24 protein-coding genes and 2 tRNA genes are annotated in these 24,110 nt (G+C 66.9%); 16 read left to right on the top strand and 10 right to left on the bottom strand.

From position 1 onward, the window contains the following. Window positions 1-11 precede the first annotated feature (11 nt). On the top strand, window positions 12-449 hold the full coding sequence (gene acpS, locus NF4_RS28450) for a holo-ACP synthase AcpS (RefSeq protein WP_030525523.1): 438 nt from the start codon (window positions 12-14) through the stop codon (window positions 447-449). A 64-nt stretch (window positions 450-513) separates the two neighbouring features. Here the strand turns inward: acpS and NF4_RS28445 are convergent, their stop codons facing one another. From NF4_RS28445 to NF4_RS28435, 3 genes are all read right to left on the bottom strand, one after another. After that, complete coding sequence (locus NF4_RS28445) at window positions 514-1,134, bottom strand: TetR/AcrR family transcriptional regulator (RefSeq protein ID WP_051715520.1); 621 nt, start codon at window positions 1,132-1,134, stop codon at window positions 514-516. A gap of 223 nt (window positions 1,135-1,357) precedes the next feature. Further along, window positions 1,358-2,089 (bottom strand): ABC transporter permease, encoded by a 732-nt coding sequence (locus NF4_RS28440; RefSeq protein ID WP_063130517.1) that lies wholly within the window; start codon window positions 2,087-2,089, stop codon window positions 1,358-1,360. Window positions 2,090-2,159: 70 nt separating this feature from the next. Next, window positions 2,160-3,110, bottom strand: a complete 951-nt coding sequence (locus NF4_RS28435) for an ATP-binding cassette domain-containing protein (RefSeq protein ID WP_063130455.1) — start codon at window positions 3,108-3,110, stop codon at window positions 2,160-2,162. 188 nt (window positions 3,111-3,298) lie between these two features. On the opposite strand from NF4_RS28435, the gene NF4_RS28430 reads away from it, so the two are divergent. Continuing rightward, window positions 3,299-4,102, top strand: coding sequence for a TetR/AcrR family transcriptional regulator (locus NF4_RS28430; protein ID WP_232330686.1), 804 nt, complete (start codon window positions 3,299-3,301; stop codon window positions 4,100-4,102). Between the two features lie 30 nt (window positions 4,103-4,132). Here the strand turns inward: NF4_RS28430 and bcp are convergent, their stop codons facing one another. Next, window positions 4,133-4,606, bottom strand: coding sequence for a thioredoxin-dependent thiol peroxidase (bcp, locus tag NF4_RS28425; protein WP_063130454.1), 474 nt, complete (start codon window positions 4,604-4,606; stop codon window positions 4,133-4,135). A gap of 270 nt (window positions 4,607-4,876) precedes the next feature. Here bcp and NF4_RS28420 point away from each other — a divergent pair, with 270 nt between their 5' ends. After that, complete coding sequence (locus tag NF4_RS28420; protein WP_063130515.1) at window positions 4,877-5,098, top strand: DUF3618 domain-containing protein; 222 nt, start codon at window positions 4,877-4,879, stop codon at window positions 5,096-5,098. 79 nt (window positions 5,099-5,177) lie between these two features. Here the strand turns inward: NF4_RS28420 and NF4_RS28415 are convergent, their stop codons facing one another. Beyond that, complete coding sequence (locus NF4_RS28415) at window positions 5,178-5,483, bottom strand: excalibur calcium-binding domain-containing protein (protein WP_039823171.1); 306 nt, start codon at window positions 5,481-5,483, stop codon at window positions 5,178-5,180. Between the two features lie 315 nt (window positions 5,484-5,798). Here NF4_RS28415 and NF4_RS28410 point away from each other — a divergent pair, with 315 nt between their 5' ends. Continuing rightward, window positions 5,799-7,919 carry an acyltransferase family protein gene (locus NF4_RS28410; RefSeq protein ID WP_232330685.1) on the top strand — a complete coding sequence of 707 codons (2,121 nt, stop codon included), beginning with the start codon at window positions 5,799-5,801 and terminating at the stop codon, window positions 7,917-7,919. A 104-nt stretch (window positions 7,920-8,023) separates the two neighbouring features. On the opposite strand, the gene NF4_RS28405 is transcribed toward NF4_RS28410, so the two are convergent. Together NF4_RS28405 and NF4_RS28400 are read right to left on the bottom strand one after the other, a co-directional pair. Beyond that, window positions 8,024-8,335, bottom strand: coding sequence for a hypothetical protein (locus NF4_RS28405; RefSeq protein WP_063130453.1), 312 nt, complete (start codon window positions 8,333-8,335; stop codon window positions 8,024-8,026). A gap of 436 nt (window positions 8,336-8,771) precedes the next feature. Continuing rightward, window positions 8,772-9,410 carry a transglycosylase SLT domain-containing protein gene (locus NF4_RS28400; protein WP_063130513.1) on the bottom strand — a complete coding sequence of 213 codons (639 nt, stop codon included), beginning with the start codon at window positions 9,408-9,410 and terminating at the stop codon, window positions 8,772-8,774. A 736-nt stretch (window positions 9,411-10,146) separates the two neighbouring features. Here NF4_RS28400 and NF4_RS28395 point away from each other — a divergent pair. From NF4_RS28395 to NF4_RS28380, 4 genes are all read left to right on the top strand, one after another. Continuing rightward, complete coding sequence (locus NF4_RS28395; protein ID WP_063130452.1) at window positions 10,147-12,186, top strand: NADPH-dependent 2,4-dienoyl-CoA reductase; 2,040 nt, start codon at window positions 10,147-10,149, stop codon at window positions 12,184-12,186. Window positions 12,187-12,269: 83 nt separating this feature from the next. Continuing rightward, window positions 12,270-13,097 carry an ABC transporter permease gene (locus tag NF4_RS28390; protein WP_063130512.1) on the top strand — a complete coding sequence of 276 codons (828 nt, stop codon included), beginning with the start codon at window positions 12,270-12,272 and terminating at the stop codon, window positions 13,095-13,097. After that, on the top strand, window positions 13,090-13,938 hold the full coding sequence (locus NF4_RS28385; protein ID WP_232330684.1) for an ABC transporter permease: 849 nt from the start codon (window positions 13,090-13,092) through the stop codon (window positions 13,936-13,938). The genes NF4_RS28390 and NF4_RS28385 overlap by 8 nt, the downstream gene beginning before the upstream one ends. Before the next feature lies 1 nt (window position 13,939). Further along, a complete protein-coding gene (locus NF4_RS28380) occupies window positions 13,940-14,926 on the top strand; it encodes an ABC transporter ATP-binding protein (RefSeq protein WP_063130451.1) in 987 nt (328 codons plus the stop codon). Between the two features lie 55 nt (window positions 14,927-14,981). Here the strand turns inward: NF4_RS28380 and NF4_RS28375 are convergent, their stop codons facing one another. Continuing rightward, window positions 14,982-16,187 (bottom strand): L,D-transpeptidase, encoded by a 1,206-nt coding sequence (locus NF4_RS28375; RefSeq protein ID WP_063130450.1) that lies wholly within the window; start codon window positions 16,185-16,187, stop codon window positions 14,982-14,984. Window positions 16,188-16,491: 304 nt separating this feature from the next. Here NF4_RS28375 and NF4_RS28370 point away from each other — a divergent pair. Both NF4_RS28370 and NF4_RS28365 read left to right on the top strand, forming a co-directional pair. Beyond that, window positions 16,492-16,564 (top strand) — tRNA-Lys (locus NF4_RS28370). A gap of 177 nt (window positions 16,565-16,741) precedes the next feature. After that, a complete protein-coding gene (locus NF4_RS28365; RefSeq protein WP_063130449.1) occupies window positions 16,742-18,079 on the top strand; it encodes an MFS transporter in 1,338 nt (445 codons plus the stop codon). Window positions 18,080-18,100: 21 nt separating this feature from the next. Here NF4_RS28365 and NF4_RS28360 read toward each other — a convergent pair whose 3' ends face one another. Continuing rightward, on the bottom strand, window positions 18,101-18,709 hold the full coding sequence (locus NF4_RS28360) for a TetR family transcriptional regulator (protein WP_063130510.1): 609 nt from the start codon (window positions 18,707-18,709) through the stop codon (window positions 18,101-18,103). A 176-nt stretch (window positions 18,710-18,885) separates the two neighbouring features. Between NF4_RS28360 and NF4_RS28355 the strand changes: the two genes are divergently transcribed. The 6 genes from NF4_RS28355 (at window position 18,886) to NF4_RS28330 (ending at window position 23,907) form a co-directional block, all read left to right on the top strand. Beyond that, window positions 18,886-19,944, top strand: a complete 1,059-nt coding sequence (locus tag NF4_RS28355) for a ferredoxin reductase (RefSeq protein ID WP_084533547.1) — start codon at window positions 18,886-18,888, stop codon at window positions 19,942-19,944. 25 nt (window positions 19,945-19,969) lie between these two features. Further along, entirely contained in the window at window positions 19,970-21,154 is a 1,185-nt protein-coding gene (locus NF4_RS28350; RefSeq protein WP_063130447.1) for a fatty acid desaturase family protein, read from the top strand. Beyond that, entirely contained in the window at window positions 21,154-21,489 is a 336-nt protein-coding gene (locus tag NF4_RS39535; protein WP_063130446.1) for a hypothetical protein, read from the top strand. The genes NF4_RS28350 and NF4_RS39535 overlap by 1 nt, the downstream gene beginning before the upstream one ends. A gap of 67 nt (window positions 21,490-21,556) precedes the next feature. Next, complete coding sequence (locus NF4_RS28340) at window positions 21,557-21,874, top strand: hypothetical protein (protein ID WP_063130445.1); 318 nt, start codon at window positions 21,557-21,559, stop codon at window positions 21,872-21,874. Between the two features lie 109 nt (window positions 21,875-21,983). Continuing rightward, window positions 21,984-23,033 (top strand): mechanosensitive ion channel family protein, encoded by a 1,050-nt coding sequence (locus tag NF4_RS28335; protein ID WP_063130444.1) that lies wholly within the window; start codon window positions 21,984-21,986, stop codon window positions 23,031-23,033. Window positions 23,034-23,199: 166 nt separating this feature from the next. Beyond that, complete coding sequence (locus NF4_RS28330; RefSeq protein WP_063130443.1) at window positions 23,200-23,907, top strand: DUF4389 domain-containing protein; 708 nt, start codon at window positions 23,200-23,202, stop codon at window positions 23,905-23,907. A 58-nt stretch (window positions 23,908-23,965) separates the two neighbouring features. Here the strand turns inward: NF4_RS28330 and NF4_RS28325 are convergent. Beyond that, window positions 23,966-24,038 (bottom strand) — tRNA-His (locus tag NF4_RS28325). Window positions 24,039-24,110 lie beyond the last annotated feature (72 nt).

The following is a 24,110-nucleotide window of genomic DNA, read 5'->3' as shown; positions in this document are numbered from 1 at the left end:
GCTGCGCCACTGTGACCATCCTCGGAATCGGCTTGGACCTGGTGACCATCTCCGAGTTCGCCGAACAGTTGGACCGTGCCGGAACGACCATGCTCAGGGAGAGTTTCACCGCCGGTGAGCGGCGCTACTGCCAGAGCAAGGCCACCGATCCGGCCCGTAGTTACGCGGCGCGGTGGGCGGCGAAGGAGGCGGTGCTCAAGGCCTGGGCATCGTCGCGCTTCGCCCGCCGCCCGCAGATCGGGGACAACCCGTACCCGTTGATCGAGGTCGTCAACGACGCCTGGGGCCGGCCGAGCATCAAACTGCACGGCCTGGCCGCGGAATTCCTGCCGCGGGTGCGGGTGCACCTGTCGCTCACCCACGACGGTGACACGGCGGCCGCGATGGTGGTGCTGGAGGACCCGGGTGAGCTGGCCGACCTGATCGAGGGTCGGTCACCGGAGAACTGAACGGATCGGCAACGGCCCGGAGCGAATCGCTCCGGGCCGTTGCCGATCCGTAGTGGCGGCGGGCTCAGCGCTGGCTGGCGGTGCGGGACTCCTTCTCCGCGACCAGGAGATAGGCGACCATGAGCCGTTTGAGTTCGGCGACCGCGTCGGCGTGGCTCTGCTCGTCCTGCACCGAGAAGTTCATCATCGAATAGACCACATGCACCAGTACCTCGGCCATCATGGTGCGCCGGGCCCGCGGCGTACGCGGGGTGAGCGGGCGCAGCATCTGCGAGACGACCTCGGCGAATTCCTTCTCGTGGATGGCGCCGGTGGCCCGGGTGGACGGCGTGGACTGCATGGCCAGCCACACTTCGCGCCGGGACGGGTCGGTCATCCACAGGTTGGCGAGATGGTCGACGAACTGGTTCATATGCCGCAGCCAGTCCAGCGACGGGATCTCGCCGTGGAAGTCGGCCAGCTCCTGCGATACCGCCACCAGGTCCTGCCGGTTCAGCTCGCAGACGATCACATATTTATTGGCGAAGAACTGGTAGAGCGTGCCGATGGGGACTTCGGCCCGGGCCGCGACTTCTTCGCAGGTGAACGATTCGAAACCCACTTCCACCAGCAGTTCGCGTGAGGCCTGCAGTAGTGCGTCGAATTTCCGCTTGCTGCGTTCCTGGGTCGGACGCCGGCGTGGCATCAGCTCTTGCGGGTCGTCCTGGAGCTCCAGCGCAGGGTCCGGACGCCGTTTGGCCCTGGCCTCCGTCCGTACGTTCACCTGTCCCAGGCTAGCGGTAGCGGGAACACCATGGTGCAGAGTATGGAACTGTGACGGCCGGTCTGTCATGTCTCACACTCGCAACACCGCCGATCCGGGCCGCGCAACACTTGCCTTGCGCCGCGCGGATCGGCGGGAAGAACGATCAACTCCGGGTGCGCCTGCGGTATAGGACCAGGGCCGCGATATAGGACACCGCCGCGATCGCGCCCCACCAGACGAGCGCGAGTACCGCGCTGTTGCCGATCGGGGTACCGACGAGGAGCCCCCGCAGGGTTTCGATGACCGGTGTGACGGGCTGGTGTTCGGCGAACCCGCGCAGCCCGCTCGGCATGGTCTCCGGCGGCACGAACGCACTGCTGATGTAGGGGATGAACATCGCGAAGATGGTGAATCCGTTGGCGGCCTCCGGGCTACTGGCGATCAACCCGAAGCAGGCCGAGCACCAGGACAGCGCCAGCACCACGAGGGCGAGCACCCCGGCGGCGGCGAGCCAGCGCAGTGGGTCGGTGGTGGGCCGGAAACCGATGGCCAGTGCGACGCCCACCACGACCGTGGTGGCGGCCATATTGCGCAGCAGGCTCTCGGCGATGTGGCCGGTGAGGAACGCGGAGCGGCTGATGGCCATGGTGGAGAACCGGTCCACGATGCCCTCGGTGATATCGACCGAAACACTGACCGCGGTGGTGGACGCGCCGAAACTGGCGCACAACAGGATGATTCCGGGGACCACGTAGTCGACGAAGGTGCTGTCGCCGACGTTCATGGCGCCGCCGAACACATAGACGAACATCAGCAGGATCATGATCGGTAGCGCCAGTGTGCTGATCAGTGAGTCCGGACTGCGCAGCGTATGGCGCATATTGCGGGCGGTCATGGTGGCCGCGTCCTGCGCGGAGTGGGCGAGAGTGGTCACGAGCGTGGCTTTCTGTGCGGTATCGGGAAGGTCAGGAGGCGGCCGGGAGCGGTGCGGCGGGCCGGCTGGTGAGTGCGAAGAACACATCGTCGAGGTCGGGCGTGTGCACGCCGAGCTCTTCGACGGTGAGGTCGAGTTCGGTGAACCGGTCGAGCAGATGTTTGAGGTGGGCGACCGAGCCGTCCGAGGGGATCTGCAGGGTCAGTTCGGCGAGGTCGATTTCGGCATGGCCGGTGGCCCGGGCGGCGGCCGTCAGGTCCGCCGGGCCGGCGAAGCGGAAGAGGATATGCCCGCCGGGGGTGAGCCGTTTGAGTTCGGCCGGGGTGCCGTCCGCGACGATGCGGCCGTCGTGCAGGACCGCGATCCGGTCGGCGAGCCGGTCGGCCTCCTCGAGGTACTGGGTGGTGAGGAAAACGGTGACGCCGTCGTCCACCAGTTCCCGGATCACCGTCCACAGCTCGCGGCGACTGCGGGGGTCGAGGCCGGTGGTGGGCTCGTCCAGGAAGACCACCTCCGGGCGTCCCATCAGGCTCATGGCCAGGTCGAGGCGCCGGCCCATACCGCCGGAGTAGGTGTTCGCGGGACGGTTCGCGGCGTCGGTGAGGTCGAAGCGCTCGAGTAGTTCGGCGGTGCGCTGCCGGGTGGCGGATCTGCCCAGGTGCAGCAGGTGGCCGACCATATGCAGGTTCTCGGCGCCGGTGAGCACCTTGTCGAGCGCGGCGTACTGGCCGGTGACTCCGATGGCCGCGCGGACGCGGTCGGGTTCGCGGACCACATCGTGGCCGGCCACCCGGATCGTTCCGGTGTCCGGGGCGGACAGGGTGGCGAGGATGCGCACCATCGTGGTCTTCCCGGCACCGTTGGGGCCGAGCAGGGAGAACACCGATCCGGGAGGGATATCGAGGTCGATACCGGCGAGGACGTGATGGTCGCCGAAGGTTTTGGTGAGGCCGGCGAGGGAGATGGCGGGTGGGGCGGTCATTGGCGGACTCCGTTCCAAAACTGTATGCCAGCTAAACTGTATATGGCATATATTCTGTTTAAAGAGTACACAGTTCAGGGCGGAGCGCAAGATGCGTACTCCGGGTGGTGTAGTAGGTGCTCGAGGCCGCCGCCACCGGCCCACGGGTGACGGTGCCCGCTGCCGCGGACCGCAACGGAAGGAAGTCGATGGCGAGAGCCGGCGCTGGCGAGGACGGGCCGCACCCGGAATCGGAGACACCACGCGAGAAGAACACCGGGCCGTGGGCCGCGGGCCCGGACAGCCCGCCGCTGTCCAGGGCCGTCGAACTGATGTGGGGGCTCGCGCCGGTCGGCACCCGCGGTCCCAGGCGCGGACTGAGCCTGGAACAGATCGTCGACACCGCCATCGAACTCGCCGACGAAGAAGGGTTCGAAGCCCTCTCGATGAACAAGCTGGCCGAGCGGCTCGGCTTCACGGCGATGTCGCTGTACCGCTATGTGGACAGCAAGGCGACACTGCTGGAGGTCGCATTGGACCGGGTGGTCGGCATGCCGCCGGAGATTCCGTCGGGTACGCCATGGCGCGAGGCGCTGGAGCTGTGGGCGCGGGCGGAGTACCGCGTCATCAGCCGGCATACCGGCTGGCTGAACGTGCGGATGAGTGCGCCGCCGCTGGGACCCAACAATATGGCTTGGCTGGAGACAGGCCTGGCCGCGCTGGGCGGGACCCGGATCCCCGAGGCGCTGAAACTACAGCTGGTGATGAATCTGTCGCTGTACATCATCGGCCGGGCCCGGCTGGCCGAAGAGATCAAGGCGGAAGAAGAAGGCTCCGAGGGTGATTGGGGGATCATCGACCGGCTGGACCCGGGCCGGTTCCCCGCCCTCACCGCGGCCGTACGGGCCCAGGCATTCGAGCAGGACGATCAGCAGTGGGCGACACTGTTCTTCGATACCGGACTGGGACTCCTGCTCGACGGCTACGAGCGGCTGATCGCCTCCTACGAATGACCACCCGGGCCGGGCCCGGGTGGTCGCGGATCAGACCGAGAGATCGCGGCGGAGTTTGGCGACGTGCCCGGTCGCGCGCACGTTGTACTGCGCCACCTCGATCTTCCCCTCGGCGTCGACGAGGAAGGTCGAGCGGATGACGCCGGTCACCTTCTTGCCATACATGGTTTTCTCGCCGAAGGCGCCCCATGCGGTGAGCACCGTGCGGTCGGGGTCGGACAGCAGCGGGAAGTTCAGCTTCTCGGCGTCCCGGAACTTGGCGAGCTTGGCCGGTTTGTCGGGGGAGATACCGATCACCTCGAGACCGGCGGAGTTCAGTTCGCCGAGACTGTCCCGGAAGTCGCAGGCCTGTTTCGTGCAGCCGGGGGTGCTCGCGGCGGGGTAGAAGTACACCACGACCTTGCGGCCGCGGTAATCGGCGAGCGATACCTCGTTGCCGTCGGCATCGGGAAGGGTGAATTCCGGTGCCGGGTCGCCGGGGGAGAGTCGCTGGTTGTCGGTCACCCTCGCTACCGTAATCGACCCGCCGGGTTCCCGGCCGCGTACTCGCAGCGGCGATCCGACGGGTAATCCGCCGCCCCGCGGTGTGCCGCCCGGCCGTGCCCGGAAACCGCGCACCGGGCGGATCGCGGGCGGGGATGAACAACCGGCGAGTGTTGTGCCCGCGGATACACTCGAGCGCGGGCCCCGGCCGATCCGTGGACGGACAAGCGGCCCAGGGGTGGAACATCGGCCGCCTACGAGCGCGGCAGACCAGTTACAGGAGGCGTGAAGGTGGCAAAGGATACCGAGCGGATCGAGCAGGAGATCGAGGCCGCGCGGGAGCGGTTGGCCAGCACTCTCGACGAGATCGCCGTGCGGGCCGATCCGCAGCGGATCGCGGAGGGGACCAAGCAGCTGGCGTTGGCGAAGGTGAACGAGCCGAAGGTGAAATACACCCTGATCGGTGTCGGCGCGCTGCTGGCCGGTGCGCTGCTGTTCAAGATCCTGCGCTGATCCGGGTATCGGCCCGGAATACAGAACACCCGGTGACAGAAGCTTCTGTCACCGGGTGTTCGTGCGCAGTACCCGTGGATCAGACGGTGGGGCAAGCGAACCCGTCGCCGTCGGGATCCAGGTGGGGGGCGAAACCGGGCTCACCGCGGAAGATCGGCGCCCGGCCCGCGGCGCGTGCTTCGTCACAGTTCTTGAAGGCCCCGCCGGCCGAACCGGTCTGCGTCAGCTGGGCCGAACCGGTCGCGCCCAGCACGGCGTCGGCCGCGGAGGAACCGGTGCCTGCCAGGGAGGGCAGTCCGATCGGGCCGGCGGCGCTCGCGGCGGGAGCGGCCAGAAGAGTCAGCCCCGCGGCGGCGGCGCTGACATAGAGCTGGCGTACGTTCATGAATTCCTCTATGTCTGCTGGGGAGTGGATCTGCGTTCTACCAGAACGCGCGGCTTCCACTGTTGTGAGGGGCGGGTCGATTGTCAACTCGTATGGCCTGGATAAGACAGGGGAAAACGGACACCGGGTTGGGTACTCCCCGGATGCTGTGGCGTATCGCACCACAGTGGCGAAGTTCTCCGCGCCGTACGCCGACGTTTCGCCGTAGACAACACATTGTGATAGGGATTCTGCTATGTCCGAGGCTCGTACTCCGCTGCTGTTACTCGACTCCCCCCGGGTCGGCCGGAGAAAGAGATAGGTCGGAGAAAGCAGTTGTTGCGAATCAAGGACAGTGATGTCACCGGTGGCCTGTCCGCGCCACCTTCCGCGGCCACGGCTCGCCCCGCCGATTACCGGCTGGATCTGGACGGCCTGCGCGGGATAGCGATCGCCCTGGTCGTCGCGTTCCATGTGTGGTACGGCAAGGTCTCCGGCGGAGTCGATATCTTCCTGGTCCTCTCGGGCTTCTTCTACACCGGCATGCTGCTGCGCCAGGTGGAACGGACCGGTGCGGTGGGACTTCGGCAGACGGCGGTGCGTACCGCGCGCCGGCTGCTCCCCGCCCTGATGGTGGTGCTGGCCCTGGTGGCGGTCGTGACCGCGCTGTACCGGCCGTACTCGACCTGGGGCAATATGTCCGGTCAAACCATCGCCACCGCCTTCTATTACCAGAACTGGTATCTGGCGCAGTCCGCCGAAAGCTATCTGGCCGCGGACCCCGCGGTCAGCCCGCTGCAGCATATGTGGTCGATGGCGGTACAGGGTCAGTTCTACCTCGCCATCGCGGTGCTGCTCGCGGTGATCGGCTGGGTGTGTGTACGGCTGGGCCGGGCCTCGGCGGTGCGCCCGACGATCGCGGTGCTGGCGCTGGTGCTCGGTACCGGCTCCTTCGTCTATGCCGCCGTATGGATGACGAAGTCGCAGGAATGGACCTACTACGACAGCGGTGCCCGGGCCTGGGAGCTGCTGACCGGGGCGCTGCTGGCCGCCGTGCTGCCCTGGGTGCGGATCGCCGGAGGCCGGGCCGCCCGCGTCCTGCTGACGCTCGTCGCCGCCGCCGGACTCACGGCGGTTCTCGTCTGCGGTGTGCTCTTCGACGGCGCCCGCCAGTTCCCGGGGCCGGCCGCGCTGTTCCCGGTGGGCGCGGCGGTGGCGCTGATCGTCGCCGGTGTCCGTACCGAGAGCGGCTGGCGGTCGGTCGTCTCCCGGCTGCTCGCCTCCCGCCCGATGGTCGAACTGGGTTCGATCGCCTATTCGCTGTACCTGTGGCATTGGCCGCTGCTCATCTACTACCTGGTACAGACCGGAAAACCGCATGCCGGTCTGGGCGGTGGCCTGCTGGTCATCTCGGCGTCGCTGGTGCTGGCGGTGCTGACCAACAAGTTCGTCGAGGAGCCGCTGCGGTTGCGTTCCGGGCGGACCACGGTGACCCCGGTCTGGCAGCGTCGTATCCCGGCCGTGGCGGTGAGCCTGGTGGGCGCGCTCGTCCTCGGCTCCTGCATCTCCTGGCAGGTGGTGATGGCCCGCACACCCTCCGAACCGGTGGAAGCGCTACCGGTGAACGAGTACCCGGGTGCGGAGGCACTGTTCGCCGGGGCGGCGGTTCCGGTGGCGAAACTGCGTCCGTCCATCCTGGAGGCGTCCAACGATCTGCCGGCCCCCACCCGCGACGGCTGTATCTCCGACTGGTTCAACAAAGAGATCGTGACCTGTACCTACGGTGATCCCAACGGGTCGCGCACCATCGCCATGGTCGGTAACTCCCACGCCGAGCACTGGATGCCCGCCATGGACGCGTTGGCCCAAGTACACGACATCAAGGTCGTCGTCTACCTGAAGATGGGTTGTTCGCTGAACATCCGCGACGACGCCCAGTACCGCGGCCTGGACATCTCCGATTGCCGCGATTGGTCCCGTCAGGTGATCGATCTGCTCGCGTCCGACCCGCCGGATTGGGTGTTCACCACCGCCACCGCGCCCATCTGGCCCAGCGGCGGCGATGTGGTCCCGGCCGAGTACCTGGATGTGTGGGCGGCGCTGGCCGAACGCCACCTGAACGTGCTCGCCATCCGTGACACCCCGTGGCTGCGCAGCCCGACCGGTGTCCGCTACAGCGCCGTGGACTGCCTGGCCGCCGGGGGTGACAGCGCCACCTGCGGTATGCAGCGTGCGACCGCGCTGGCACCGGTGAACCCGGCGCTGGTGCATGCCGCGGCGTTCCCGAATATGCGGCTGCTGGATCTCACCGATTCGGTGTGCGGACCCGAGATCTGCCGGGTGGTCGAGGGCAATGTGCTCGTCTACCACGACGAGCACCATCTCAGCGCGAGTTATGCCCGGACCCTGGCTCCGGAGTTGGAGCGGCAGATCGGGACGGCCACCGGCTGGTGGTGAGACCCGGGCGCCGGTGCACTGCTCCCATCGGCTCGCCCGGCACGCGGCCCACGTGACCTGCACGGTCACGTCGGCCGCGGCTCTGCGGGGGAGTGGGCCGGTGGTCACCAGGGGGTGATCGGTGGCTTCACCCAGAGCAGCTTCTCGTCGGTATGGTGCCGCGCGGCCGCCGGATGGCCGGGGTGCCGCGCCGCCCAGGCGGCTTTCTCGTCCAGCAGACGCGCCACCGAACGCCAGGTCTCCTCGGTACCGGGTGGATTGGCGCCCGCCGCCCGGGCGAGCTTGCGCCGTACCGCGGCGGATATGCCGAGCAGTTCGGAACCCGAGATGTCCCGGTCCCACAGATAGCCGGCCAGCTGCCGCGCCTTGGCGGCCCGGCCGGCCTCCGCGGCCGGGGAATGCGCGTAATCGGCCATGAACAAGTGTAGAAGGTTAGCGGAATCCGATACCAGGACAACGGTTTCGCCTCCGCCGCGGGGGTTGTGGGCCGGAGACGGAAATGCGCGATGCCGCCCGGATCGGACGGCATCGCGCACCCACTTCGTTGTGGTTCCCCGCCGATTCGGCGGGTCGCCGCGACCGTGCGTCGTTGCGCGGCGCGGACGATCTGCGGGGGTAGCGGCCGTGGCCTGGGACAACGTTGTCCCGGGCCGAATGTCCGGGACCCTCACCGTGGTCCCGTCATCCGGGGATCCGCCGCGGCCGGCGCTCCGTTGCGCCACCCCGCCGATCATGGAATTTTCTCCGGGCCCGTACCGGACCCGTTCACCTCACCGCTGCTCCGGAGGGTGTACATCCGTGGCCGGGATCACGCGGGCCCGGCCCGCCCCGCCGGAGACGGGGACAGACAACTCAGTACGCGCTGTTGACGTTGTCCATGGAGCCGTACCGGTGGGCGGCGTAGTTGCAGGCCGCCGCGATGTTGGAGACCGGGTTCCACACGTCGTAAGGGGTGCCGGGCACGTGGTACGCGGCGAAGGTGGGGTCGATCACCTGGAGCAGGCCCTTGGAGGGGATGCCCATGGCGGCATTGGAGTCCCACAGGTTGATGGCGCCCGGATCACCCGAGGATTCCCGCAGGATGTTGCGCTTGATGCCCTCGAAGCTGCCGGGGATGCCGTTCGCGGCCATGATGTCCATGGCTTCGTGGATCCAGCCGTCCAGGTTGTTGGGGTAGACCGGGGCGGGCGCCGGCGCGGGTGCCGCTTCGGGGGCGGGGGCCGGAGCCGGAGCGGCCAGCGCTTCGGGGGCGGGCGCCGGAGCCGGGATGATCTCGGCCTGGGCGGCGGGCGCGGCGATGGCGGTCGCTTCGGTGGTCACGGGGGCGGGCGCCTGCTCGGCGACCATGGCAACCCGGCTGGGGGAGCTGTCGTCGGCCATGGAGACCGCGGAGGAGGCGGTGACGGCGACGATGCCGGCCGTGGCGAGGGCGAAGCCGAAGACTTCGCGCTTGGTACGACGGCGCAGGCTGGGGAAACTGTGGGAAGGCATGATCGGATTCGGTTCCTTGTTCGGTCTCGGGATCCGGCCCGGTTCGGGCAGCACGGATCTTCGGTGCGAGCAGGTGGCCCGCGACCGGAAAAACATGACTGTGCTGTTGTCGGGTTCTTTTGTGTGACACCGAACGCAGGCCGGTCCGGGTCCGGATGGCGCTTGATCGCGGTTACCGGGTGGTTTCCCGGTCCGCCGCGCCCGCAGGAACTCCACACTGTGGTGAAGTCGAGTGGACTCGAGTTCGACTATCGCGATACCGTTTGTGGTTGTCGCGCCGGCGAGTTTTCGCGGTTGTTTCCAACCCTGTGTCCACAACATCGCGGACTAGCCGAACTTCAGGTCGTTTATGACCGGATCTCAGAATGGTCACAGTAGGTGAACAGCAGGTAAACGGAGCCTGAGAAAATCTTAAGTGCGATCTTGAAGTGGGAAATGAACACGTTGCATCTCCGCGACGACCTGGGGAAATGGTACTAAACCTCTTGTGGCGCAGGACACAAAATTTCTGATCGGTAACGATGGATTCAGGTGTTCGTGATGGTTCCGTGATGGGAAAACGGGGTGGTCGCGTGGGTGCTGCCCGGGTGCGCCGGCCCCGGGGATGACCGGCTTTCCCACAGTGGTGCGCTTCCGGGGGTGGAACGGTGCCGCGGCGAAATGGTGTGATGAGGTCATGGAGGCCCGGCGGCCGGGTCGCCGCGGGGCCGGACCGATATCGGAAAGAGGGCCCGCGATGTACTCGACGCCGAGTTATCCGCAGCTGTTCACCCCGCTCGAGGTCGGGCACACCACACTGCGCAACAGGGTGGTCATGGGGTCCATGCACACCGGCCTGGAGGACCGGGCCTGGGATACGAACCGGCTGGCCGCCTATTTCGCCGAACGCGCCCGCGGTGGGGTCGGCCTCATCATCACCGGTGGTTACGCCCCCAATCGCACCGGGTGGTTGCTGCCGTTCGGCGCGAAACTGACCAACCGGACCGAGGCCTACCGCCATCGGGTGATCACGCGCGCGGTGCACGAGGCCGGAGGCAGGATCGCGCTGCAGATCCTGCACGCCGGGCGCTACGCCTATGTCCCCGGCAGCGTGTCCGCCTCCTCGATCAAGGCACCGATCAATCCGTTCCGCCCTCGCGCTCTTTCCGACCGTGGAATTCGGCGGACCATCGACGATTACGCCCGGTGCGCCGAACTCGCACGTTTCGCGGGGTACGACGGGGTCGAAATAATGGGCGGGGAGGGTTATTTCATCAACCAATTCCTCGCGCCACGCACGAATAGACGAACCGATCGCTGGGGTGGTTCCGCCGAGAATCGCCGGCGGCTCGCGGTGGAAATCGTGCGGCGCACCCGGGCGGCGGTCGGTGCCGATTTTCTGATCGTCTTCCGTTTATCGATGGCGGAATTGGTGGAGAACGGGCAGACCTTCGATGAGATCCTTACGCTCGCCCGGGAATTGGAGAGTGCGGGCGTCGATATTCTCAATACGGATATCGGCTGGCACGAGGCGCGAGTGCCCACGATCGTGACCTCGGTACCGCGCGCGGCCTTCGTCGAGTTCACCGCGAAGATCACCGCGGCCGTGGGGATCCCGGTATGCGCCTCGAACCGCATCAATATGCCCGAGATCGCCGAGGAGATCCTGACCCGCGGCGACGCCCAGCTGATCTCCATGGCCAGACCGCTGCTGGCCGACCCGGAATGGGCCGACAAGGCCGCCACCGGCCGCACCGACGAGATCAATACCTGTATCGCCTGCAACCAGGCATGCCTCGATCACGCCTTCCAGCACCGTACGGTGTCGTGCCTGCTGAACCCGCGGGCCGGCCGGGAAACCGAACTCATCCTGCTGCCCACCCGGCGCGTGAAGAGCATCGCGGTGGTCGGGGCCGGGCCGGCCGGGCTCTCGGCGGCGGTGAATCTGGCCGAGCGCGGCCACCGGGTGGACCTGTTCGAGGCACTCGACCGGATCGGCGGGCAGTTCGATATCGCGCGCCGGATTCCGGGCAAAGAGGAGTTCGACGAGTCGATCCGCTACTTCACCCGCAAATTGGATCTCACCGGTGTGCAGGTGCATCTGAACACCCGTGTCACCGCGGCCGAACTGATCGACCGGCGGTACGACGAGGTCGTCCTGGCGACAGGGGTCCGGCCGCGTATCCCCGATATCCCGGGTATCGACCATCCGATGGTGCTCTCATACGCGGAACTGGTACGGGACGGCAGAGCGGTGGGCAAGCGGGTCGCGGTGATCGGCGCCGGTGGAATCGGTTTCGACGTGAGCGAATACCTGGTCGTGGACGGGCATCCGGCGCTGAAACCGGACGAGTGGCGCGAGGAGTGGGGTGTCGATACCGACGACGAACAATTACGCGGCCAGTTGCGCGCCGCCCGCCCGGCGCCCGCGGCCCGCGAGGTCGTGCTGTTACAGCGCAAGGACACGGCCTTCGGAAAAGGGCTCGGGAAAACGAGCGGCTGGGTCCATCGGGCGGCGCTGAACGCCAAAGGGGTCGAGCAGATCGGCGGGGTGAACTACGAGCGGATCGACGACGCGGGGCTGCACATCAGCTTCGGTCCGAAGCGCGAGCGGGCTCGGGTGATCCCGGTCGACAATGTGATCGTCTGCGCCGGACAGGAATCGGTGCGTGACCTCGAATCGGAACTGATCGCCGCAGGGGTGCCGACACACCTGATCGGCGGCGCCGAACTGGCCGCCGAACTCGACGCGAAACGGGCCATCGAGCAGGGCACCCGGCTGGCCGCGCGATTGTGAGGGCCACTCGATAATCGCTTTTCCGGCCTGTAGCGGCGCGGTAGGCTGGCGGCTTTGTGTCCGCGCAAAGCAGGGGGGTGACCGTGTCGGCCACTGCGGTCGATCTCCGGGGTACGGCCGGTGTTTACTGGCGGCTCGTGGTGGCGGGGTTCCGCCGGCAGTGGCGGTACAAGCTGGCCATGTTCGGTGGGCTGTTCACCAACTGTGTGTTCGGCTTCGTCCGCGCGTCGGTGATGGTCGCCGCGATCGAAGCCACCGGCGGGTTCGGCGGATACGATGCGGGCAGTATCGGTGCCTACGTCTGGATCTCCCAGGGGCTGCTCGGCGCGCTGCAGTTCATGGCCGCCGAACTGGAACTGGCCGAACGGGTCCGTAACGGTGATATCGCGATCGATTTCCTGCGGCCGGTCGATGTGCAACTGGGTAATCTCGCCGCCGATCTCGGCCGGGCGTTGTGCACCCTGCTCCCCCGGGGGATACCGAGCCTGCTGGTCGGTGCGCTCACCTTCGGATTGGTGTTCCCCAGCACGCCCGAGTCCTACCTGCTCGGTCTCCTCAGTGTCGTTCTTGCCGCGGCCATCTCGTTCCTGTCCCTGTTCGTGCTCACCACCGCCGGATTCTGGGTGGTGGAGACCCGGGGGCTGCGGACGCTGTATCAGGTCGGCGGACCGTTCCTCGCCGGGCTGTTCGTCCCGGTGCACGTCTTCCCGGACTGGCTACGGCGTATCGCCGAGTGCACGCCGTTCCCGTCGATGCTGCAGGTACCGGTGGATGTGCTGTCCGGCCGGGTCACGGGCTGGGATGCGGCGCAGCTGGTGGGTACGCAGGTCTGCTGGCTGCTGGTCGTCCTCGTGCTGGGCCGCGTCCTGCTGGCCGCGGGGCGGCGGAAACTGGAGGTGCAGGGTGGTTGAGACCGCCGTGCGTCCGCCGGAGAACCGGCGGGTTCCCGCCGGCGACCGATTCACTCCCTATGCTGCGGTTCTGCGGTCCCGGATCCGGGCGCAGCGCACCTATCGGTTGTCCTTCGCCAGCGATATGGCGGGGGCGACCCTGGTCGGGCTGGCCGAATTCGCCGAGGTATGGGTGATATTCCATCAGGCGAAGGTGCTGGGCGGGCTGGACCTGGACGCCGCGCTGCTGCTGTTCGGTCTGAGCAATCTGGCCTTCGCGCTGGCCCAGCTGGTGTTCGGCCACCTGGACAAACTGCCGAAGCTCATCCGCCTCGGGCAGCTCGATATCTACCATCTGCGCCCGCAGCCGGTACTGCTGCAATTGATCACCAGCGATTTCTCCCTGCGCCGCCTGGCCCGGGCCACGGTCGCGCTGGTGGTGCTGACCGTCGGACTGGTACGCAACGAGATCGATTGGGCGGTCGGGTCCGTGGCGCTGATCGCGCTGACGGTGGTGAGCGGCACCGTCCTGTTCGGCGGTCTGTTCGTGGTGGCCGCGGGTTGCCAGTTCTTTCTGATCGACGGGGCGGAGATGACCAACAGCTTCACCTACGGTGGATCTTTCGCGGCGACGCAACCCGCGTCGATCTTCCCCGCACCGTTGAAACTGCTGTTCTGCGTCGCGATACCGGTGGCGTTCACCGCCTACCTCCCGACGCTGGCACTACTGGATCTACCCGGCCCCGCCGGGATGCCGTCCTGGCTCGCCTGGTGCGCGCCGCTCGCGGCGGCGTGGGTGTGGGTGCTGGCGTGGGTGATGTGGCGAATCGGGACGAAGCACTATCAGAGCGGCGGTGGCTGAGATGGGGTACGACGGTACAAATGGCGATACGATCATTGAGGTCGACAGGCTGACCAGGTGTTTCACCCGCCGGACCGGGAAGGGGCTGCGTTCGCGCCGCGAGGTGGTCACGGCGGTCGACGCCATGACCTTCCGGGTCGAGCGCGGCGCGGCGGTCGGCTATATCGGCGCCAACGGCGCCGGGAAGTCGACCACGATCAAAATGCTCACCGGCATCCTGGTGCCGACCTCCGGCTCGGTGCGCACCTGCGGTCTGGAACCCATCCGGCAGCGCCGGGAACTGGCGAGCCGGATCGGCGTCGTATTCGGGCAGCGTTCCCAGCTGTGGTGGGATCTGCCGCTGCGGGAATCGTTCACGATCCTGGCCGCGATCCACCGGCTCGACCCCGCGGCCGGGCGGGCGCGCACCGCGGAACTGGTCGACCAGCTGGAAATGGCCGATACGCTCGACACGCCGGTCCGGCAGTTGTCGCTGGGGCAGCGGATGCGCGCCGAGGTGGCCGCGGCGCTGCTGCACTGCCCGGAGTTGATCATCCTCGACGAGCCCACCATCGGGTTGGATGTGCTCTCCAAACAGCGCCTGCGCGAATTCCTGCGGACCGAACGCGCCGAACGCGGCACCACCCTGGTGCTGACCACCCACGATATGGGCGATATCGAGCGACTCTGCGACCGGGTGCTGGTGGTGGATCACGGGCGATTGGCCTACAACGGCTCGTTGCCCGGACTCGGGGCGACGGTGGGCGCGCAGCGGGTGCTGGTCGTCGACCTCGCCGCACCCGCACCGGCCCTCGACGGCCTCGCGGGTGCCGAACTGATTTCGGTCGAGGCGGAGGGTATGCGGCAGCGGCTGGCCTTCGACGCCGAGACGACCACCGCCGCGCAGCTGCTGGCCGAGGTATCGGCCCGGGCCGAGGTACGCGACCTCTCGATCGAGGAGCCCGATATCGAGGACATCGTGCGGCGGATCTACGAAACCGCGCGCTGAAAAACGAGGTGCCGGGCCCCAGCGGGACCCGGCACCGGCTTATCACCTACGAGCATCACATCGAGGCGTTGCCCGCTTTCCATTCCGGCCACGGAATGTTCCAGTCACCCAGCCCGTCCGTTCCGGACAGGACCGGGCCGACCGTATTCGTCACGATGGCGATATCACCGCGTTTGGCGGTGTTGTAGACCCACTGGGCATCCTCGGGGCTGAGATTGAGGCACCCGTGGCTGGTGTTGGTATTGCCCTGCGCGCCCAGCGACCACGGCGCCGAGTGGAAGAAGATCCCGCTGTAGGACATCCGGGTGGCCCAGTCCACGTCGGTGCGGTACCCGTCGGGTGAGTTCACCGCGACACCGTAGGTGGAGGAGTCCATGACGATGTGTTCGTGCCGGTCCGCCAGGATGTACACCCCGTTGTTGGTGGGTGTGTCGTCCTTACCCATCGAAGTCGGCATGGTGCGGATGATCTGGCCGTTTTTCTCGACGGTGACCATCTTCGTGTTGTCGTCGGCCTTGAAGACCACCGCGTCGCCGATGACGAAGTTCGAGTGGATGTCGTCTTGGCCGTAGAGCCCGTTGCCCAGGTCCTTGCCGTAGACGTTCACATCGATCGTCACCTTGGTGCCCGGGGTCCAGAAATGTTCGGGCCGCCACCGGACCTCACGGTTGTTCACCCAGTAGAAGGCGCCCTCGACCGGCGGATCGGTCTTGATGGTGATGGCGTCCTGCGCGGCCTTGCGATCGGGGATGTTCTCGTCGAACTGGACCGCCACCGGCTGGCCGATGCCGACCACTTCACCCTCGCCGGGCACCAGATACGGCTTGGTGACATTGCCGGGCGCGGTTGTGGTGAAACTCATACCGGCGGTCGACGCGCCACCCAGACCGTTGGCGCGGGCCTGCAGGCGGTAGGTCTTGCTGTACCCGAGGGGTTCGGTGGTGGACCAGCTGCGGCCGTCGGCTGCCAGCTGCCCGGCCACCGGCTGATCGTCGGGGTTGAGCAGGGCGACCTCGGTGAACAGGCCGTCGGTGATCTCGAACTTCATGCCCTCGGCCGGCGAGACGCCGATGTCCCCGTCTTTGACAGGGGCGACGAGCTTGGGCTTGATGAGCTCCGTGAGGGGGTTGCGGTCGATGGCGACGGTTCCGTCCGCCGCCTCCGACGAGGAACAACCGGTCAGCGCCAGTACGACCAGCGCGACGAGCGCCAGCGGTCCGAAAAGCCGACGGACCGGCCTGCGCCGATCACCAATATGCATATCAACCCCGTTTCAAGTCTCGGCGCACCCGCTACACGCCGATGGCTTCGGATCCGACCGATCACCTGCTCACCTCGACCCACGGCAGCGGGATCGGTCGAGACCACGTACATCATTCTGCCAGCCGCGCCGAGGTGATCCCAACCGCCACGATCACTTCCGGCGTCGCCGGCCCACCTACACATAGGGTTCCGGGCGCCGGTCGTTACGGTGTCGGCCGGCTCACACCCGCCCGACGGGATATCGATTTCACTTCTGCGGCCCGAGCCTGTTAATGTCTGTCCCGCACCGCACAGCGGAGCACGCGCCATTAGCTCAATTGGCAGAGCAGCTGACTCTTAATCAGCGGGTTCGGGGTTCGAGTCCCTGATGGCGCACTTCGAGTCGAAAGACATTCTCCGACTATAGGGTTTGCGCTCCACGCCCGTACATTCGACGGACCCAGACGTGATCAACCCGCTATCTCGCCGTATTTCGACCGTGGCTCCGGACCGGTCAACGGACCGTCCGCGGTAGTCCCGCCGGTGCGCCGTGGATCCATTAGGGTGCGCGGTATGAGCGAGGTGGACGCGCGGGCGGGGCGCGGGCAGATGGTCGCATGGGGGCTGTGGGACTGGGGATCGGCCGCGTTCCACGCCGTGATCACCACCTTCGTCTTCGCGGTGTACCTCACCGACAGTGTCGGCGAGGATCTGCCGGGTGATGTCTCCGCCAGTGCCTGGCTGGGGTGGGCGCTGGGGCTGGCCGGACTTCTCGTCGCGCTGACCGCGCCGGTCACCGGTCAGCGTTTCGACGCGACCGCGAACCGCAAACGTTCGCTCGGGATCATGACCGCCGTCGTCGTGGTGCTGACGGCGGCGATGTTCTTCGTCCGGGACCAGTACTCCTACCTGTGGCTCGGGCTGGTGCTGCTCGCGCTGGGGTCGGTGTTCCTCGAGCTCGCGACCGTGCCCTACAACGCGATGCTGCGTCAGGTTTCCACCCCCGCGACGCTGGGCCGGGTGTCCGGATTCGGTTGGGCCATGGGTTACTTCGGGGGCATCTTCCTACTGCTGATCTGCTATTTCGGGTTCATTGTCGGCGACGGTCCGGAACGGGGGCTGCTCGGGGTGAGCACCGAGGACGGGCTGAACATCCGGCTGGTCGTCCTGCTCGCCGCCGTCTGGTTCGGCGTGTTCGCGCTGCCGGTGCTGTTCGCGGTGCCGGAGGTGCCGCGAACCCGGGCCGATCCCGGAGCGGCGAGCGCGGGATTGCTCGGCTCCTACCGGGTGCTGTGGCGCGACCTGAAAGAACTGTGGGCGCTCGATCGCACCGTCATCTGGTTCCTGCTGGCCAGCGCGATCTTCCGGGACGGCCTGGCCGGTGTCTTCGCATTCGGCGCGGTGCTGGCCGTGCAGGTCTACGGGATCAGCGAGTCCGATGTGCTGCTCTTCGGTATCGCGGCCAATGTCGTCGCGGCGCTCGGAGCGGTCGTGGCCGGCCGGTTCGACGATACGGTCGGGCCGAAACGGGTGATCGCGGTATCTCTGCTGTCCGCGGTGGTGTGCGGTGCGGTGCTGCTGCTGGTGTCGGGCGCCGTGATGTTCTGGATCTTCGGCCTGGCACTGACCCTGTTCGTCGGCCCGGCGCAGGCATCGGCGCGATCGTTCCTCACCCGGCTGACACCGCCCGGGCGGGAGGGGCAGCTGTTCGGTCTTTACACTACGACCGGGCGGGCCGCCTCGTTCCTGGCACCCACCCTGTTCGGCCTGTTCGTCTGGGGTTTCGGGGCGGACCGGGCCGGTATCGGCGGTCTGCTGGTGGTGCTGGCCGCCGGGCTCGCCGCCCTGCTGTTCGTACCGGCTCCGGAGGCTCCGGGAAGCAAAGAGCCGGCGCAGGCACCTGTCGTCTGACGCACGGCCCGGCGGGTGTGCTCAGGGTTTCCAGGCGCCCATACCGAGGGCGATGAGCCTGACCTGCTGGATGGTGCGGTCGATCACCGGTTGTTCCGCGCGCGCGGTGGCGCCCACATAGTCGGCGATCCCGTCGATCACAGTGGACACCAGCAGGTCGGCGGCGACCTCCAGATCACCCGGGGACCAGTCGTCCAGGGCCGGGACGCGGGACAGGTCCGCCACCAGCTCGCGCACGATCAGTTGTAGTTCGAGCGCGATGGCCGACCGCAGCGCCGGGCTGCCGCCGCGTTGCTCCCGGATCAGGAAGCCGTACAGCTCCCGCTTGTGGGCGACTTCACCGAAGACGAACCGCACCGTTTGCGAGAGTCGGGCATCGGGGGTGCGGCGTAGCTGCCGCAGCGCCAGTCGCAGCGCCTGGACGCCCTCGTCCACCAGGGTGGCGCCGAGGTCGTCCACGGAGTCGAAATGCCGATAGAAGGCGGTGGGGACGATACCGGCCGAGCGGGCGATCTCGCGCAGGCTCAGCGCCCCGAAACCGCGTTCCGCGGCCAATGCCAGCGTGCCGACGAGCAGGGCCTGCCGGGTGCGCTCTTTGCGCTCGACGCGGCTCGCTCCCTGATCGGTCATTTCAGTGAGCATACAGCCGTTCACCATTCACCCATCTCCCTCTTGTCGTCCGCGTCACACCGATTACTGGTTGACAGTTCCGGCGGGGTATCCGGCACACTGGTTGAGTGTACAGGCGTACACCGAAATAAGTTCAACCTCGTGACATGACCGACAGACAGGGACGGAGAACTCCCATGGTGGCCCTCCTCGATCTGGTGCAGACCCTGACCACTCCGCATCCGGTGGACCGGTACCTGGAACTGGTACGCCCGATGCTGACCGTCCGCGATATGCGCGCCCGCATCGTCGACGTGGACCGCTCGGTTCCGGGAACGATCTCGCTGGGTCTGCGCCCGACCCGGCAGTGGGACGGGCTGCGCGCGGGACAGTTCCTGCAGCTGGGCGTGGTGATCGACGGAGTCCGTCACCTGCGCTGCTATTCGCCGGTGAACTCCCAGCACGATCGCCGCCGCCGCCTCGACCTGACCCTCCGGGTGCATCCGCACGGGCTGGTGTCGCGGTATCTGCACGAACACGCGCGCCCCGGGATGATCGTGGATCTGGAACCGGCTTCCGGGGTCTTCCATCTCCCGGACCGGCGGCCCGAGCGGGTACTGCTGATCAGCGGTGGCAGCGGGATCACGCCGGTGCTGTCCATGCTGCGCACCCTCGTGGACGAGAAATACTCCGGTGAGGTGGTCTTCCTGCACTACGCGCGCTCGGCGGAACTGGTACCCCATCGCGCGGAACTCGCCGAAATCGCTGCCGCCCATCCGAATATCGCGGTCGAGCTGCACTACCCGGAACGGGATGGCCGGGGTTTCGATCACGACGAACTCGTGCGGGTGGCGCCGTGGTTCGCCGACGCGCAGACCTATCTGTGCGGGCCTCCGCCGCTCATGGACTCGGTGCGGGCGGTCTACGCGGCCGAGAACCTGAGTGAACGCCTGCACACCGAAGAGTTCGTCGCCACCACCGCGCCGGTGGACAGCGCGGACGTGACAGGGGCAACGACCTTCTCCGCCAGCGGCATCACCGCGGAGAACACCGGGTCGTCCCTGCTGGAGCAGGCCGAGGGCGCCGGCCTCAGCCCGGAATTCGGCTGCCGGATGGGCATCTGCTTCTCCTGCACCTCGGTCCGGCGCAGCGGCTGCACCCGCAACCTGCGCACCGGGGAGCTGGAATCCGATCCCGACCAGCCGATCCAACTCTGCGTCCAGGCCGCCGTCGGCGACGTGGACATCGAAATATGACATCTGAGACGAAGGGGAGAAACAGATGACCATCCTCACCGAGACCAAGGACGGACCGCTGGTCCTCTCGCCCGATCAGGTCGAGGAGATCGGCCGCACCCTCGACGCGCTGCGCGACCGGATCGTCGCCGATCTGGGCGAACGCGACCGCCAGTACATCTACGACATCATCAAGGCGCAGCGCGGATTCGAGATCGCCGGGCGCGGCCTGATGTACCTGGGCTTCCTGCCCCCGTTCTGGCTGGCCGGCGTGGCCGCGCTCAGCGTGTCGAAGATCCTCGACAATATGGAGATCGGCCACAACGTCATGCACGGCCAGTACGACTGGATGCGTGAGCCGGGCCTGAACTCGCGGGTCTTCGAATGGGATACCGTCTGCCCGGCGGATCAGTGGAAGCATTCGCACAACTACATGCACCACACCTACACCAACATCCACGGTCGTGACCGTGATATCGGCTACGGCGTGCTGCGGATCGACGAGGAGCAGGACTGGAACCCGTACTACCTGGGCAATCCGCTCTACGCGTTCCTGCTGATGGTCTTCTTCGAATGGGGCGTGATGCTGCACGACCTCGAGGCGGACAACATCATCAAGGGCAAGCGCAGCTGGTCCGACCTCAAACCGCTGATCAAGGGGCAGCTGCGTAAATCGGGCCGGCAGGTCCTCAAGGACTACGTGGCCTTCCCGTTGCTGACCGGTCCGCTGTTCCTGTCCACGCTCGCCGGGAACGCGACGGCGAACCTGGTGCGCAACCTGTGGGCGTACTCGATCATCTTCTGCGGCCACTTCCCGTCCGGTGTGCAGACGTTCTCCGAGGAGGAGACCGCCGAGGAGACGCGCGGCGAATGGTATGTCCGGCAGATGCTCGGCTCGGCCAATATCTCCGGCAGCCCGCTGTTCCACATCATGTCCGGCAATCTGTCGCACCAGATCGAGCACCACCTGTTCCCGGATCTGCCGGCCAACCGGTATCCGGAGATCGCGCCGGAGGTGCGGGCGCTGTGCGAGAAGTTCGGGCTTCCCTACAACACCGGGCCGCTGGGAAAGCAGATCGGTTCGGTGTGGGCCAAGATCTTCCAGCTGGCGCTGCCGCCGCGGTTGACGGAGTCCCGGATCGCCCGCTTCCTGCCCGCTGTGCTGCGGAAACAGCCCAGTTCCGGTGTTATCGTGATGCGTCAGCAGAGTCCTACCGAAGCGGGCGTGTGATGATCGGCAAATTCGAGGCCAACAAGGATCTCATCCAGGAGCTCACCACGTCGGGGGCGCGCCGGGTCGGCAATATCGCGAGCATCATCACCGGCACGGTCTCGGAGGTGACCCGGGAGATCGGGGAATGGATCACCGACGCCATCGAGATGAACGAGGCCGCCGCCGCGGCCCGGCGTGATGCCGCGGCCGGTGAGCGCGGGGACGACGACCTGCGTGAGCCGGGGGAGAGCCGGGATGTGGCCGGTACTGCGCCGGCGCGGGAGGAGACCGGCGTCGTACTGGACGCCGATATCGTCGATGCCGAGACCGATCCCTCCGGCACACGCCACTGATCGAATCCGCGAACCGCTCGGTGGGACAAGTCACACCGAGCGGTTATCCATGGGCTAACCTCGGCTCGTGCCCGCCTATATCTCCTCCCCGGAGCTGACCTTCGGTTTCCTTTTCGCGCTGGAGGATCCCGAGCGGATCGCGGAGATGGTGCGCGACCTGATGGAACGCAAAACCGTCTCGGTCTTCCGGCTGGCACGGTTGTCCGACGACGCCGGGCCGCCGGAACGCTATGTCGTGAACTGGGCGGCCATCCCGCAGATCTCCATCACCACCACCGCGCCCGACCCGGCCGAACTCCGGGCCGATCAGGTGATGCTGGTCAACGCGTTCCTCGGCGACGCCGGCGAGATCCGGCTTTACTCGCAGGGGAATACACCGCAATAGATGTCGGCCCCTCCGTGAGATCCCCGTGACTGGTGGTGATCCGCCGTTATCGAACTGTAGCCTTGTTCGGGGGATCTGAACGAGCGATGGGTAACAAGGAGTGGGCGCAGTGGAGAACGTGATACGGCTGTTGATCGTATTCGGGGGCACGCTTGCCGTGACGATCGCCCTCGGCTGGGCGATCGACCGTGGCCTCCGATACTGGTCGGCCCGGCATCCGAAGACCGCCATTCCGGGTTTGCTGCGGCGCATCCAATTACCGCTGCAGTTGTTCCTCGGCTTCGCCGCACTGCGGATCACCTATCCGCTGGCCGACCTGAATCTGCGCCAGGACACGGTGATCCTCAGCGTCCTGGCCTCCATGGTCACCATGTCGGCGGTCTGGCTGGTGGTCCGGATAGTCGACGCGGTGGCCGACGGGCTGCTGAACAGCTACTCTCGCCGGGCCCGCGACCCTCGCCGGGTACGCCAGCTGAACACCCAGTTCACGCTGATCCGCCGGATCACAACCGCGCTGCTCGCGGTCGCGACGGCGGCGATCGCCATGCTGGTCATGTTCCCCGGGCTGCGCGTGCTGGGCACCTCGCTGCTCGCCTCCGCCGGCATCATCGGCATCATCGCGGGTGTGGCGGCTCAATCCACGCTCAGCAACCTCATGGCGGGCCTGCAGATCGCGTTCGGTGATTCGGTGAAGATCGGCGACACGGTCGTGGTCGAGGGCGAGATGGGCACCGTCGAGGAGATCACCCTGTCCTTCCTCACCGTCCGGATCTGGGACGACCGCCGGCTCACCATGCCGGTCTCGTACTTCAACAGCAAGCCATACGAGAACTGGTCGCGTGGCGGCCCGCAGATGACCGGCACCGTATTCCTCTACCTGGACCACAGCACCCCGGTGGCAGAGCTTCGGGAACATCTCTACGAATACCTGAGCGAGCATCCCGATTGGGACGGCCGCAGCTGGAACCTCCTGGTCACCGACAGCACACCCACCGGTATCGAGGTCCGGGCGTCGATGACCGGGCGTGATTCGGACGCGGTGTGGTCGCTGCGCTGCGCCGTCCGCGAGGAACTGATCAGCTGGCTGAACGACCAGCATCCAGGCGCGCTGCCGCGCCTGGCCGCGCTGGACGGATTCGACAAGACGCCGGTCAGGTAGGCCGCGCCGGGCACCGAAGAGCAGGCCGGTCGAGCGGCCGGTTGATCTCGATGCCGTGTCGGTACGGCGGGATGAATACGAAAACGTGTGTGATAGCTCACAATTGAGGGGCGGCCGAGCCGGTTGGGTCGGCCGGGCCAGCACCCTTGAAGGAGCGTTGATCACAATGCCTGCTCCCGCCGGTTACCCGGTCCGAGTTCGCGGCGATCTGGACCCCGCGCTGTCGCGCTGGATGTGGATCGTCAAATGGCTTCTCGCCATTCCGCACTACATAGTCCTGTTCTTCCTGCACATCGGTTATGCCGTGGTCACCGTGATCGCGTTCTTCGCGATCCTGTTCACCGGCAGATACCCTCGGGCCCTGTTCGACTACAGCGTCGGGGTCATGCGGTGGTCGTGGCGTGTCAGTTTCTACGCCTGGACACCGGCCGGCACCGACAGATATCCGCCGTTCTCCCTGGCCCGCGACGACGACTACGCGGCGGATCTGGACATCGACTATCCACCGACGCTGCATCGCGGGCTGGTCCTGGTGAAATGGTGGCTGCTCGCCATTCCGCACTATCTGATCATCGGCGGTATGACCGGTGCCGCCTGGCTGGTCGACTTCGACGACGCCGACACCACGGCCAGTGCCGCGGGAATCCCGCTGATCGGCGTGCTGACCTTCGTCGCGCTGGTCGGGCTGCTGTTCGCGGCACGCTATTCCCAGGGGCTGTTCGATTTCGTGATGGGGATCAACCGGTGGATCCTGCGGGTGCAGGTCTACGGCTCGCTGCTACGCGACGAATACCCGCCCTTCCGCTTGGATCAGGGCGCCCGCGACGAGGTGGCGGACCCACCCGCGGTCGATACGAGCAAGCCCGAGGTCTGAGACCGCTGCCTGCCGAATGAAAAAGCCCGAGGACCCAGTGGGCCCTCGGGCTTTCCAGGGTGAGTGACGGGACTCGAACCCGCGACAGCCAGGATCACAACCTGGTGCTCTACCAACTGAACTACACTCACCATCGCCGGTTTGCACCGGCGGCCTAGATAGTAGCGCGTCCACCCCTCCGCAAGCCAATCGGTTATCGGTGT

This window comes from Nocardia fusca NBRC 14340, from assembly GCF_001618425.1.
Lineage (GTDB): Bacteria > Actinomycetota > Actinomycetes > Mycobacteriales > Mycobacteriaceae > Nocardia > Nocardia fusca.
The sequence above is the reverse complement of the archived record's forward strand: the minus strand, read 5'-3'. Positions and strand labels throughout refer to the sequence as shown.